Origin of the sequence: Streptomyces sp. NPDC059897, from assembly GCF_042730865.1 — a bacterium.
GTDB lineage: Bacteria > Actinomycetota > Actinomycetes > Streptomycetales > Streptomycetaceae > Streptomyces.
Window position 1 is genome coordinate 136,606 of record NZ_JBHWKQ010000016.1, and the last position, 12,358, is coordinate 148,963.

A 12,358-nucleotide genomic window follows, 5' to 3' on the forward strand; every position below is an offset into this window, starting at 1 on the left:
CTGCGACCCTTGCCCGTATGCGCCTGTTGATCGTTGAGGACGAGAAGCGACTCGCCCTGTCCCTCGCCAAGGGCCTCACCGCCGAGGGCTACGCCGTTGACGTGGTCCACGACGGACTGGAGGGCCTGCACCAGGCGAGCGAGGTGCCGTACGACCTGCTCGTCCTCGACATCATGCTGCCCGGCATGAACGGCTACCGGGTCTGCGCCGCCCTGCGCGCCGCGGGCAACGATGTGCCGATCCTGATGCTGACCGCGAAGGACGGCGAGTACGACGAGGCCGAGGGTCTCGACACCGGCGCCGACGACTACCTGACCAAGCCGTTCTCGTACGTGGTGCTGGTCGCGCGCGTGAAGGCGCTGCTGCGGCGCCGGGGGAGCGCGGGCGGCGCGAGCCCCGTGCACACCGTCGGGCCGTACGCCGTCGACACCGCCGCGCGCCGCGTCACCCACGCCGACGACGGTGAAGTGCCGCTCACCACCAAGGAGTTCGCGGTCCTTGAGCAGCTCGTCACGCGGGCCGGCGAGGTGGTGTCGAAGGGCGAGATCCTCGACCACGTCTGGGACTTCGCGTACGAGGGGGACCCGAACATCGTCGAGGTGTACGTGAGCGCGCTGCGGCGCAAGCTCGGCTCCTCGCTCATCCGCACGGTGCGCGGCGCCGGATACCGGCTGGAGGTGCCGCGATGAGCAGGCTGAGGCGCCCCTTCAGCTCCGTACGGGCCCGCGCCGCCCTCGCCGCCACCCTCGTCGTCGCGGTCGCCCTGGTCGCGGCCGGGGCCACGGTGCTGCTCTCGCTGCGCGGCAACCTCACCGACCGGGCCGGTGCCGACGCCGACTCCACGGCCCGCCGCGTCGCCACCTCCCTGGCCACCGGCACCGCGCCCGACGCGCTCGACCTGGACGACGAGGACCCGGTCCAGGTCGTGGACGAGGACAAGAGGGTGCTGGCCACGTCCGAGGACCTGGAGAAGATCTCCGGCACCGGCGTGAGCGGCGTCAAGCCCGTCGCGGCCCGTCCCGACGACGACGGCGACAGCGACGACGACGGGGGAGACGGCGCCCAGCAGAACGGCAGCGTCTCCGACCAGACCGACCACACCGACGGCAGCGCCACCATCGACGGCGACCGTGCCGACTACCGGTTCGCCGCGGTCGAGGTCGAGGACACCGCGTACGGGGATCTGACCGTGTACGCGGGCGGCTCCCTCGAGGCCGAACAGAGCGCGGTCAACACGGCGTTGACCTCCATGCTGATCGGCTTCCCCGTGCTGCTCGTCATCGTGGGCGGGGTGACGTATCTCGTGACCCGGCGCGCGCTGCGGCCCGTGGAGGGCATCCGCGCCGAGATGGCCGCGATCACGGCCTCGCAGGACCTGGGACGGCGGGTCCCGGAACCGGACACCCACGACGAGGTCGCCCGGCTCGCCGGCACCACGAACGAGACGCTCGCCGCCCTGGAGTCGTCCGTGGAGCGCCAGCGCCGCTTCGTCGCCGACGCCTCGCACGAGCTGCGCAGCCCCATCGCCTCGCTGCGCACCCAGCTCGAGGTCGGGGCGGCGCACCCGGATCTGCTCGATGTGGACGGCGCCGTCGAGGACACGGTGCGGCTGCAGGAACTGGCCGCCGACCTGCTGCTCCTGGCCCGGCTCGACGCGGGGGAGAAGCCCGGCGGCGCCGGGGTCGACCTCGCGGCCCTGGTGCGCGAGGAGCTGTCCCAGCGCACCGGCGACCGGGTCCCCGTCGCCGTGGACGTGACCGCGGTGCCGCAGGTCAGCGGCTCCCGGGGCCAGTTGGCGCGGGTGCTCGGCAACCTCGTGGACAACGCGCAGCGGCACGCCCGCGCCGGGGTCCGGGTGGCGGTGCGCGCGCAGGACGGCCGGGTGGTGCTGGGGGTCTCCGACGACGGTGAGGGCGTTCCGGAGGACGAGCGGGAGCGGATCTTCGAGCGGTTCGTACGGCTCGACGACGCCCGTACCCGGGACGGCGGCGGGGCCGGTCTCGGCCTCGCCATCGCCCGGGACGTGGCGGAGCGGCACGGCGGCTCGCTCACGGTGCGTTCCGCGCCGGAGGGCGGGGCGCTCTTCGAGCTCGAACTGCCCTCCGGCTAGCCCTCCGGCCGGCCGGCCGCCGGCCGGTGGGTCACGGTTTGCCGCGTTGCGAACGCAGGTGTTCCGCGATGGGGGAGAGGGCCTGGCGCAAGTTGCCCAGCTCCTGCGCGGAGATCAGGTCCACGAAGTGCCTGCGGACGGACGCCACGTGGTGCGGGGCGACCTTCCGCATGGTCTCCATGCCGTAGTCGGTGAGCACGGTGTAGAGGCCCCGGCGGTCCGACTCGCAGTTCTCGCGGCGCACCAGGCCGGCGTTCTCCATGCGGGTGATCTGATGCGAGAGCCGACTCTTGGACTGCAGGGTCGCGGCCGCGAGGTCGCTCATCCGCATCCGGAGATCTTCGGCCTCGGAGAGGTTCACCAGGATCTCGTAGTCGTTCATCGTCAGGCCGAACGGCTGAAGATCCTTCTCCAGCTGGTAATTGAGCAGTCTGTTGACCTCCAGGTGGGTGCGCCAGGCGCACTGCTCCTCGTCGGTCAGCCACGCTGTGGCCGTCTCGGTCTCCATGGAATCGATTCTACCTAAGAAGTTGAAAGGCGAACGAATGTGGGGGGTGACACACTACGCACTCGCGTTCGACGTCACACTCCGCAGACTACCGCTCACAGCCCGAAGCGACGCTGGAGGTCGCCGAGCTGTCCGGGAAGGCGCGGTGCTCCAGGACTGCCCGCCGAGGCCCCCTGTCCGCCCGGAACTCCTCCCTGGTGAGGTACGTCACCCACCGGCTGTTCCGGTATCAACGACTCGCTGGATTGCAGCAGCACCGTCCCCGCGCCCACGAACTCGAACTGGTGCTCCTCGCCCGAGACCCCGCCGACGCCCGTCATCGCACGTAGACCGCCGATCACACCCGTCAGGTATCCGTGGTCGTAGTGATGGCACGGCGAGGGGCAGTCGGCCCAGCCGACGAGCGCCTGCGGGTCGACCCGGATCGGCGGCTCCATGAACACAACCGGACCGTTTGATGCCGCGACGAATTTGCCGGTGCCAATGAGTGTGAGGAAGCCGGGAACGATCGACTGCTTCAGCGCGAGAGTTGGCTGAAAAGCGAGCAGGTTCCCCGCGCGGATCGTCAGATTCCCCTCGTCCAGGTCGTACGAGTTCACGTCGAAGGCCCGGTCCGCGAGCAGCATCTTGCCGCTGCCCTCCGCGACCACCCAGTCGCTCGCGTGCAAGGGCGAGTGGAACGAGGTGCGCACGAGCCGGTCGAGCCGGCCGTGCCCGACGCCGTTGAAGTCGATCCGCCCGTAGTGGGCGATCATCTTCCCCTTCTGCAGGAACCACTGGCCGCCCCGCAGCTCCACGCAGAAGGTGTACGCGTTGACGTTGTCGTCGACCGGCAGGGTCGCCGGGTCGTACACGATCGGGCCCGTCACAGCTTCTCCTCCGACGCCTGGACGTACACCGCACCGCTCCCGCTCAGCTCCAGATGGAACGCCTCACCGCTGCCGCGCCCCACCATGTCCCGCCAGCCGAGCGCGGTGGACAGCTTGTTGCGTACGTCGCCGTGGTGCGCCACGTACGCCTGCGGGTCGACGTGCACGGGCCTGCCCGGGGTGATCGGGACCTCGATCACGCCGCCGTGCGCCATCACCGCGACTGCGCCGTGACCCTGCAGCGTGGTCGTGAACAGGCCCTGCCCGGACACCTGGCCGCGGACCATTCCCATGACGCCGCCCTGCGCGCCCATGAACATCGTTCCCTGCCGCAACGCACCGTCGAAGGCGAGCAGCCGGTCCGCCTCCACATACAGGGTGTCGCCGGACAGCGTGATCACCTGCACGTGGTGCCCGCCGTGCCCGAACAGCACGGTGCCGCTGCCCTCGACCGTCATCAGCGGCGTCGACTCGTTCGCGACCCGCCGCCCGATCATGGACATCACGCCGCCCTGACCGCCCTGCACGTTCGGGGTGAAGGAGACGTCGCCCTGGTAGGCGAGCATCGCGCCGCGCTGGCTGTAGAGCCGCTGTCCGGGCACGACGGTCGCCTCGACCATCTTCGGATTGATCTCCCGGAACGCCGCCGGTCCCGCCGTCGCCATCACACGTCCCCCGCGATCGTGTTGCGCTCACTGGGCTGTACGTAGACGAGCCCGTCGCCCTCGAAGAGGATCTGGAAGGCCTCGCCGCCGCCCTCTCCGAGGAACGTACGGAAGGTCACCCCGGACTGGAACGACTGCCGCAGGTTCCCCTGGTGCGCGATGTACGCCCCGGGGTCGACGGTGAGCGGGTGGTCGTGGCCGACGCGCAGCACGACGGCCGGGCCCTCGCTCATGATCGCGGCCTGGCCGTGGCCCTCGACGGTCGTCGTGAACAGGCCGTTGCCCTGGGAGGCGCCGCGTACGCCGGTGAACGAGGTGCCCGTGCGCAGGCCGGTGTCCGTGCAGAGCAGGTTGCTCGACTCCACGTAGAGCTTGTCGCCGCGCAGTCCCACCAGATTGATCTCGCTCGCCCGGTCCGCGAACCAGCAGGTGCCCTCCCCTTTGACCTCCATCATGGTCATCTGCTCACCGGTGATCCGCCGGGTCACCATGCCCCGGACCCCTTCGCCGCCCCCGCTCAGCTTCTTGAACGCCATCCGGCCGTCGTACGCGACCATCGAGCCGTTCTTCGCCTTCACGGCATCGCCTGTCATGTCGACGGCGAGCACCTTGCTGCCCTGCAGTCGGAACGTAGCCACGAGGTCGAAGGTAGCCGCCAAGGTGAGCCCGCCGACAGGGCCCCATCGGCGCGATGCCACAATGGGGAAACGCTTGTGCGCACATTCACAAGATCAACGACCGTCCGCCCCTCAGCCGAAGGTGCACCTGTGGACCTCAAGACCGCCTCCGCCCTCCGACGCCTCCGCCTCGTCTCCGCTCCCGAGGCCGTCTCCTTCCTCCTGCTGCTGATCTGCTCGGTCCTGAAGCGGACGACGGAGTTCAACGCGGTGCCCGTGATGGGCGCGGTCCACGGCTTCCTCTTCGTCCTGTACGTGATCTTCTGGCTCGACGCCTGGAACCGCACGAAGTGGAGCTTCGGCACCGCCGCGCTCTACTTCGTCCTCTCGGTCCTGCCCACCGGCGGCTTCTTCGCCGAGCGCAAGCTCAAGCGCGAGGGCGAGGCCGCGGTGATCGCGGGCCGCGCCCGCCAGGAAGGCGTCGTGAACGCATGATCGTCGCCTTCTCCGTCACCCCGCTCGGGGTCGGCGAGGACGTGGGGGAGTACGTCGCCGACGCGGTCCGCGTGGTCCGCGAATCCGGCCTCCCGAACCGCACCGACGCGATGTTCACCTCGGTGGAAGGCGACTGGGACGAGGTGATGGCCGTGATCAAGCGTGCCGTCGCGGTCGTCGAGGAACGCGCGCCGCGGGTCTCGGTCGTCATGAAGGCGGACATCCGCCCGGGCGTGACGGACGGTCTGACGTCGAAGGTCGAAACCGTGGAGCGGCAACTCTCCGACGGCTGACCGGGGTAGCCCTCCCCGTAGCTCACTCTTACGCCCTCCTCTGGTCGACACGCCCGGAAATCTCCCCTTTCGTGGGGGTACCGAGACGGTCGAACACCAGATCCTGGAGGGCGCTGTGCGGCCTGACGAGGGCTACGACTACGACACCTACAGCCGGCTCGCCGGGCCGCTCACCGAGCCGCCCGGCGACGGCTACCGGGTGCAGTACACCTCGCTCCTGGCGAACGAGCCGCACCGAATACGAGCGGTTCTCCTGATGACGCTCGCGCCCCTGCTCACCGGGGCGCTCCTCGTGTACCTGGTGTGGCCCACCCACTGGGTGGAACGCGAGGGCGGCGAACGCTGGTTGGTCTCGCTCGACATCGTGATGCTCGTCGCGATCGGGCTCATCGAGCTGTTCATGGTCGTCAACGTCATCTCCATCGCCCACGCCACGATGGTCGCCAGGGACCCGATTCCGGTCCGCGCCGAACCCGGCACCCGCGTCGCGTTCCTCACGACGTACGTGCCCGGCAAGGAACCCCTCGCGATGGTGCGGGCCACCCTCGAGGGCGCCGTACGCCTCACGCACGAGGGCCCGCTGGACATCTGGCTCCTCGACGAGGGCGACGACCCCGACGTCAAGAGGCTCTGCGCCCGGCTCGGCGTCCGGCACTTCACCCGCAAGGGCGTCCCGGAGTGGAACCAGAAGAAGGGCCCCCACAAGGCCCGCACCAAGCACGGCAATTACAACGCCTGGCTCGCCGTGCACGGCGCGGACTACGACTTCTTCGCCTCCGTCGACACCGACCACGTGCCGCACCCCCAGTTCCTGGAGCGGATGCTCGGCTACTTCCGCGACCCCGACGTCGCGTTCGTCGTCGGCCCGCAGGTCTACGGCAATTACGACTCGCCGGTCACCAAGGCCGCCGAGTCCCAGCAGTTCCTCTTCCACGCGCTGATCCAGCGCGCCGGCAACCGCTACCGCGCCCCCATGTTCGTCGGCACCAACAACGTCGTACGGATCTCCGCCCTCAAGCAGATCGGCGGCCTCGTCGACTCGATCACCGAGGACATGGCGACCGGCTTCGAGATCCACCGCCACCGCAACCCGGACACCCACGAGCGCTGGCGCTCCGTCTACACCCCCGACGTGCTCGCGGTCGGTGAGGGACCCGCCTCCTGGACGGACTTCTTCACCCAGCAGCTCCGCTGGTCGCGCGGCACGTACGAGACGCTGCTGAGGCAGTACTGGAAGGCCCCGGCCTCGATGCCGCCCGGCCGCCTCTTCTCGTACTCGATGATGCTCGTCTACTACCCGATGACCGCCGTCAACTGGCTGCTCGGCGTGCTGAGCTGCGTACTGTTCCTGTGGACCGGCGCCTCCGGCACCCAGGTCTCCGCGTCCGTGTGGCTCATGCTCTACAGCGACGCCGCCGCCCTCCAGATCGGCCTCTACCTCTGGAACCGCCGGCACAACGTCTCACCGCACGAACCCGAGGGCTCGGGCGGCCTCGCCGGCATGGGGATGTCGGCGATCTCCGCGCCCATCTACCTGAAGTCGCTCGGCGCGGCCGTCCTCGGCCGCCCCAGCCGCTTCGTCGTCACCCCCAAGGGCGGCGACGCCAGCGCCGACCAGCCGCTGACCTTCCGTATCCATCTGGCCTGGGCGGGCGTGCTCGCCACGTCGCTCGTGGCGTCGGTCGTCCTCGACCACACCCACGCGGCCATGCGCACCTGGGCGGTCCTCGCCCTGTGCATCGCGCTCGCGCCGCCCGTCGTGTGGTTCGCCACCCAGCGCCGCGAGGCGGCGGCCGCCGCGGCAGCGACGGCGACCGCGACCGCCAGGAGGACGGAGGTCGAACCGGTCCGCGCCGTGCAGCCGGCGGCGCCCAGTACGTCGACCACAGGAGGGAACTGACGCATGGCCTACAGACCTTCGCGCCGGATGAAGAAGACCGTCCTCGGAGCGGGCGGCGTCGCCCTCCTCGTCGGCCTGAACGCCCCGGCCGCCTGGACCTTCGCCAGCGAGCGGTACGAGGACTGGAAGATCGCCCAGCCCGGCTACAAGGCCAAGTACGGCTCCTGGTCGCAGGTCGAGATCCCGAAGGAGTACCGCACCAACGCCATCCACGCCGCGCTCCTGCGCACCGGCAAGGTGCTGATCGTCGCGGGCTCGGGCAACGAGCAGAAGAAGTTCGACGCGGGCACCTTTGACACCGTCCTGTGGGACCCGAAGGCGAACACCTTCAAGAAGATCCCCACCCCCGCCGACTTCTTCTGCGGCGGCCACGCCCAGCTCCCCGGCGGCCGCCTCCTGGTGGCGGGCGGCACCGCCCGCTATGAGCAGCTCGACGGCGAGGTCGACAAGGCCGGCGGCGGCATGCGCGTCAAGAACGAGAGCCCCGACAAGGCGGTGCACCTGAAGAAGGGGACGAAGTTCCGCTCCCCCTCCGGCACCGAGTACGTCTCCAAGTTCGACGTCACCGTGCCCAAGGCGAAGCGCACCTTCGACAAGAAGCGCAACGCGGCCGGCGTCATGCAGCCGTGGCAGACCAAGGTCGAGGCGAGCGAGTCCCGGGTCTTCGTCGAGGCGGCGAAGAAGGGCAGGCAGTACGTCACCGACGACAACGCCCAGTACGAGATCGAGGGCCTGCGCGGCAAGGACGCCGACAACACGTACGGCCTCTCCGAGAAGATCACCATGGAGAAGCAGGACTTCCAGGGGATCAAGGAGGCCTACGAGTTCGACCCCGTCGCCGAGCGGTACATCCCGGTCGACCCGATGGAGAAGGCCCGCTGGTACCCGACGCTCGTCGGCCTGGAGGACGGCAAGGTGCTCGCGGTCTCGGGCCTCGACGACGTCGGCATGATCGACCCCGGCGACAACGAGATCTACGACCCGAAGACCAAGAAGTGGTCGATGGGCCCCAAGCGCTACTTCCCGACGTACCCGGCGCTCTTCCTCACCAAGGGCGGCAAGCTCTTCTACCCGGCCTCGAACGCCGGTTACGGCCCTGCCACCAAGGGACGCGTCCCCGGCCTGTGGGACCTGAAGACCAATAAGTTCGAGAAGGTCCCGGGCCTCACCGACACGGACCAGACGGAGACCTCGTCCTCGCTGCTGCTGCCGCCCGCACAGGACCAGCGGTTCATGATCCTCGGCGGCGGCGGTGTCGGCGAGTCCAAGAAGGCGACGTCCCGCACGGCGGTCGTGGACCTGAAGGAGAAGAGCCCCGCGTTCAAGACGGGGCCCCAACTCCCGCAGGGCACCCGCTACTTGAACTCCGTCATCATGCCGGACGACTCCGTCTTCACGACGAACGGCTCCAAGGACTACCGCGGCCGCAGCGCCAGCAACATCTTCAAGGCGCAGTTCTACGATCCCCAGCAGAACGCCTTCCAGGAGGCCGCCGCCCCCAAGGTCGGCCGCAACTATCACTCGGAGGCGCTGCTGCTGCCCGACGGCCGGGTCGCCAGCTTCGGCTCCGACCCGCTCTACGACAACCAGCAGAACACCAAGCTGGGCCACTTCGAGCAGCGCATGGAGATCTACACGCCGCCCGCCCTGCACCGCGGGGGCGACCAGCGGCCCGTCCTCGGATCGGGTCCCGAGACCCTTCCCGCGAGCGGCGAGGCCACGTTCCGCACGAAGGACGCGGACGGCATCGCGAAGGCCCGTCTCATGCGGCCGTCCGCCGTGACGCACACGACGGACGTGGAACAGCGCTCGATCGCCCTCGACGTCAAGAAGTCCAAGGGCGCGGTGACGGTGGACGTCCCCAAGGACAAGACCCTGGTGCCGCCGGGCTGGTACATGCTGTTCGTGTCCGACAAGGACGGCGTCTCGTCCGAGGCGAAGTGGATCGAGGTGACGTAGGAGTACGTCCTTCCAGCCCCGCCGGCGTTCGAGCCCCCGGCGGGGCTCACCCCTTGGCGTTCCGGGCGAGCCCAAGGGCGTAATCCGCCCACCACGTCCCCGCCGCCGGGCCGCCACGGCACGCGCCGTCCGACTCGCCGGGCCGCTTGACCCACAGGTTCGCGTCGTTCAGCGCGTCGCCCGTCCGCGTGGTCGGGGCGGAGCCGAGCGCGCGGCCCGGCGGGTTGCACCAGGCGTCGCCCTGGCCGTCGCCATAGGGGCCCGCGCCGTTGCGGCTGGTGTCGACCACGTAGTGCGCGCCGCCGAGCAGCCCGGAAAGGCGGCGGCCGTACGCGGCGCTGTCCTGGTCCGTCTGGAAGTTGGACACGTTCAGGGAGAAGCCGTCGGCCTTCTCGACCCCGGCCCGCCGCAACGGCTCCACCAGCTTGTTCGCGTCGGGGATCCACGCCGGGTTGCCCGCGTCGACGTACACCTTGGTGTTCGGCTGCCGCTTCAGGCGCTCGATCGCCGAGGACATCAGCGCGTACCGCTCGTCCTCGTACTGCTTCGGGGTGCAGCCGCTGACGATGTGTCCGATCGCGTCCGGTTCGAGGACGACGACGGCCTTCGCCTTCCCGATGCCGGAGGCGAACGCGTCGACCCACTGGTGGTAGAAGTCCGCGCTGTGCGCCCCGCCCGCCGAGTGCTGGCCGCAGTCGCGGTGCGGGATGTTGTACGCGACCAGGACCAGCGTCTTGTCCGCCTTCGCGGCCTGCGCGGCGGCCTCGGAGATCGGTGGCCGCGGGTAGTCGCCCGGCGCCCACATCGCCTGCGGGTGCGCGGCGATCCGCTCGATCAGGGCGGCGTCGGAACCGCGGCCCGCCCGCTTCCACTTGTCGACCTGCTTCGCGGCCGCGGAGTCCGGGTCGACCCAGAACGGCGAGGAGTCGGTGGCGGCGCCGGTCGGATCGCGCCGCTGCGCGGCCTCCGCCGCGGAGTCGCGGCCACCGCCGCTGCTGCCCGTGCCACCGCCACCGCCGCCGCCGTCGGAGCAGCCGGTGGCGAAGGTGGACAGGAGGATCGCGGCGCCGGCGAGCGCGAAGGCGCGGGCGGGGGTGCGGGCGGGCGTGTGGGCGGGTCGGACGGGCATCCTGCCCCCTGGTTCGGAGCGCGTACAGGGCGAACGAAGACATGCAAAGCCGTGCAAAACCTTATATACCGGGCAATCGTTACACAGGGTTGCCGCTTCGCCGCGCATTAGGCGCCGCGTCAGGAATCCTGATCGCGGAGGCGGCCCGTGGCCCAAAGGTCGAGACGGGGCTGACCGGCATGTGACCGCCCGGTAAGGTCGGATGCGTGCCGAAGCCCCTCTCTCTCGCCTTCGATCCGATCGCCCGCGCCGACGAACTCTGGAAGCAGCGCTGGGGGTCCGTGCCGTCCATGGGCGCGATCACCTCGATCATGCGCGCGCACCAGATCCTGCTCGCCGAGGTCGACGCGGTCGTCAAGCCGTACGGGCTCACCTTCGCGCGCTACGAGGCGCTGGTGCTGCTCACCTTCTCCAAGTCCGGCGAGCTGCCCATGTCGAAGATCGGCGAGCGGCTCATGGTGCACCCGACGTCCGTGACGAACACGGTCGACCGGCTCGTGAAGTCCGGCCTCGTCGACAAGCGCCCCAACCCCAACGACGGGCGCGGCACGCTCGCCACGATCACGGACAAGGGCCGCGAGGCCGTCGACGCGGCCACCCGCGACCTCATGGCGATGGACTTCGGCCTCGGCGTGTACGACGCGGAGGAGTGCGGCGAGATCTTCGCGATGCTGCGGCCCCTTCGGGTGGCGGCGAAGGACTTCACGGACGAGTGATCCCCGCCGGGCGCCGTCCACCGGGCCCGCCCGAAGATCGCGCAAAACGGGCGGTTACCCTCGACCCATGAAGAAGAGCGTGCTGACCCGCTACCGCACCATGGCCTACGTGACCGGTGTGCTCCTGGTCCTCCTGTGTCTCGGCATGATCGCCAAGTACGCGTTCGGCATGGACGGCGCCGCGGATTTCACGCGCGTCATCGCCATCGCGCACGGCTGGCTGTACGTCCTCTACCTGGTCTTCGCCTTCGACCTGGGCTCGAAGGCCAAGTGGCCGGTCGGCAAGCAGCTGTGGGTGCTGATCGCCGGCACGATCCCGACCGCCGCCTTCTTCGTGGAGCGCAAGATCTCCGCGGAGCTGGAGGGCAAGGTCGCGGCCGCCGACTCGAAGCTCGCCAAGGCGTAACCCGGCACCGACTTCGCGCGTGTCCCTGCTCTCGGCGGACGCGCGCGTTTTCTGTGACCAGGAGTGTACGTTCGTACGCTCCTCGGTGTACGTTCGTCCGCATGCCCACGGACCACTTCGCCGACGACCCGCGCAGCAACCTGGAGCGGATGCTCGCCGGTGACCTCTACATCGCCGACGACCCGGAGATCGCCGCCCGCCAGCAGCGCGCCATGCGGCTCGCCGCGCGGTACGAGCAGGCCTTCCTCGACGACCCCGGCAAGGCGGGCGAGATGCTCGCCGAGCTGCTCGGCTCCGTGGGCGAGGGCGTCGAACTGCGGCCGCCGCTGTACGTCGACTACGGCAGCAACATCTCCATCGGCGCCCGCACCTTCGTCAACTACCGGCTGACCGCCCTGGACGTCGCCCGGATCACCATCGGCGAGGACTGCCAGATCGGCCCCGGCGTGCAGCTCCTCACGCCCACCCACCCGGTCGAGCCGGGCCCGCGGCGCGACAAGCTGGAGGCCGCGCTGCCCATCACCATCGGCGACAACGTGTGGCTCGGCGGCGGCGCCATCGTCTGCCCCGGCGTGAGCATCGGCGACAACAGTGTGATCGGGGCGGGCGCGGTGGTCACCAGGAACGTACCGGCGAACGTCGTCGCGGTCGGCAACCCCGCCCGTCCCGTCCGCGAGATCTGACGGGGCGT

General features: G+C 70.0%; 14 protein-coding genes. 9 read left to right on the top strand and 5 right to left on the bottom strand.

What is annotated here, in order from left to right; genetic code table 11:
- Window positions 1–17 precede the first annotated feature (17 nt).
- Window positions 18–689 carry a response regulator transcription factor gene (locus ACFV9W_RS19935; protein WP_385762595.1) on the top strand — a complete coding sequence of 224 codons (672 nt, stop codon included), beginning with the start codon at window positions 18–20 and terminating at the stop codon, window positions 687–689.
- Window positions 690–694: 5 nt separating this feature from the next.
- On the top strand, window positions 695–2,110 hold the full coding sequence (locus ACFV9W_RS19940; protein WP_385762669.1) for a sensor histidine kinase: 1,416 nt from the start codon (window positions 695–697) through the stop codon (window positions 2,108–2,110).
- A 31-nt stretch (window positions 2,111–2,141) separates the two neighbouring features.
- Here the strand turns inward: ACFV9W_RS19940 and ACFV9W_RS19945 are convergent, their stop codons facing one another.
- The 4 genes from ACFV9W_RS19945 to ACFV9W_RS19960 form a co-directional block, all read right to left on the bottom strand.
- On the bottom strand, window positions 2,142–2,618 hold the full coding sequence (locus tag ACFV9W_RS19945) for a MarR family winged helix-turn-helix transcriptional regulator (RefSeq protein WP_385762597.1): 477 nt from the start codon (window positions 2,616–2,618) through the stop codon (window positions 2,142–2,144).
- A gap of 95 nt (window positions 2,619–2,713) precedes the next feature.
- Window positions 2,714–3,487, bottom strand: coding sequence for an AIM24 family protein (locus ACFV9W_RS19950; protein WP_385762599.1), 774 nt, complete (start codon window positions 3,485–3,487; stop codon window positions 2,714–2,716).
- Window positions 3,484–4,152, bottom strand: coding sequence for an AIM24 family protein (locus tag ACFV9W_RS19955; protein ID WP_385762601.1), 669 nt, complete (start codon window positions 4,150–4,152; stop codon window positions 3,484–3,486). The genes ACFV9W_RS19950 and ACFV9W_RS19955 overlap by 4 nt, the downstream gene beginning before the upstream one ends.
- Window positions 4,152–4,790 (bottom strand): AIM24 family protein, encoded by a 639-nt coding sequence (locus ACFV9W_RS19960; RefSeq protein WP_385762603.1) that lies wholly within the window; start codon window positions 4,788–4,790, stop codon window positions 4,152–4,154. The genes ACFV9W_RS19955 and ACFV9W_RS19960 overlap by 1 nt, the downstream gene beginning before the upstream one ends.
- Before the next feature lie 129 nt (window positions 4,791–4,919).
- Between ACFV9W_RS19960 and ACFV9W_RS19965 the strand changes: the two genes are divergently transcribed.
- The 4 genes from ACFV9W_RS19965 to ACFV9W_RS19980 all read left to right on the top strand — a co-directional run bounded on the left by ACFV9W_RS19965 (window position 4,920) and on the right by ACFV9W_RS19980 (window position 9,416).
- On the top strand, window positions 4,920–5,264 hold the full coding sequence (locus tag ACFV9W_RS19965) for a DUF3817 domain-containing protein (protein ID WP_385762605.1): 345 nt from the start codon (window positions 4,920–4,922) through the stop codon (window positions 5,262–5,264).
- Complete coding sequence (locus tag ACFV9W_RS19970; protein ID WP_385762607.1) at window positions 5,261–5,557, top strand: MTH1187 family thiamine-binding protein; 297 nt, start codon at window positions 5,261–5,263, stop codon at window positions 5,555–5,557. The genes ACFV9W_RS19965 and ACFV9W_RS19970 overlap by 4 nt, the downstream gene beginning before the upstream one ends.
- Before the next feature lie 115 nt (window positions 5,558–5,672).
- Window positions 5,673–7,457, top strand: a complete 1,785-nt coding sequence (locus tag ACFV9W_RS19975) for a glycosyltransferase family 2 protein (protein WP_385762608.1) — start codon at window positions 5,673–5,675, stop codon at window positions 7,455–7,457.
- Window positions 7,458–7,460: 3 nt separating this feature from the next.
- Complete coding sequence (locus tag ACFV9W_RS19980; protein ID WP_385762609.1) at window positions 7,461–9,416, top strand: galactose oxidase-like domain-containing protein; 1,956 nt, start codon at window positions 7,461–7,463, stop codon at window positions 9,414–9,416.
- A 46-nt stretch (window positions 9,417–9,462) separates the two neighbouring features.
- Here the strand turns inward: ACFV9W_RS19980 and ACFV9W_RS19985 are convergent, their stop codons facing one another.
- A complete protein-coding gene (locus ACFV9W_RS19985) occupies window positions 9,463–10,545 on the bottom strand; it encodes a glycoside hydrolase family 6 protein (protein WP_385762610.1) in 1,083 nt (360 codons plus the stop codon).
- Window positions 10,546–10,751: 206 nt separating this feature from the next.
- Between ACFV9W_RS19985 and ACFV9W_RS19990 the strand changes: the two genes are divergently transcribed.
- The 3 genes from ACFV9W_RS19990 (at window position 10,752) to ACFV9W_RS20000 (ending at window position 12,350) form a co-directional block, all read left to right on the top strand.
- A complete protein-coding gene (locus tag ACFV9W_RS19990; protein ID WP_385762612.1) occupies window positions 10,752–11,261 on the top strand; it encodes a MarR family winged helix-turn-helix transcriptional regulator in 510 nt (169 codons plus the stop codon).
- Window positions 11,262–11,328: 67 nt separating this feature from the next.
- Complete coding sequence (locus ACFV9W_RS19995) at window positions 11,329–11,667, top strand: DUF3817 domain-containing protein (RefSeq protein WP_385762614.1); 339 nt, start codon at window positions 11,329–11,331, stop codon at window positions 11,665–11,667.
- Window positions 11,668–11,768: 101 nt separating this feature from the next.
- Window positions 11,769–12,350: a sugar O-acetyltransferase gene (locus ACFV9W_RS20000; RefSeq protein WP_385762616.1), complete on the top strand. Its 582-nt coding sequence runs from the start codon at window positions 11,769–11,771 to the stop codon at window positions 12,348–12,350.
- The last annotated feature ends 8 nt before the right edge of the window (window positions 12,351–12,358 follow it).

Bases quoted from the DNA above. Each gene is read 5' to 3' on its own strand.
- ACFV9W_RS20000 (WP_385762616.1), top strand. From the start codon at position 11,769: ATGCCCACGGACCACTTCGCCGACGACCCGCGCAGCAACCTGGAGCGG.
- ACFV9W_RS19955 (WP_385762601.1), bottom strand. From the start codon at position 4,152: ATGGCGACGGCGGGACCGGCGGCGTTCCGGGAGATCAATCCGAAGATG.
- ACFV9W_RS19970 (WP_385762607.1), top strand. From the start codon at position 5,261: ATGATCGTCGCCTTCTCCGTCACCCCGCTCGGGGTCGGCGAGGACGTG.
- ACFV9W_RS19985 (WP_385762610.1), bottom strand. From the start codon at position 10,545: ATGCCCGTCCGACCCGCCCACACGCCCGCCCGCACCCCCGCCCGCGCC.
- ACFV9W_RS19935 (WP_385762595.1), top strand. From the start codon at position 18: ATGCGCCTGTTGATCGTTGAGGACGAGAAGCGACTCGCCCTGTCCCTC.
- ACFV9W_RS19945 (WP_385762597.1), bottom strand. From the start codon at position 2,618: ATGGAGACCGAGACGGCCACAGCGTGGCTGACCGACGAGGAGCAGTGC.
- ACFV9W_RS19995 (WP_385762614.1), top strand. From the start codon at position 11,329: ATGAAGAAGAGCGTGCTGACCCGCTACCGCACCATGGCCTACGTGACC.
- ACFV9W_RS19980 (WP_385762609.1), top strand. From the start codon at position 7,461: ATGGCCTACAGACCTTCGCGCCGGATGAAGAAGACCGTCCTCGGAGCG.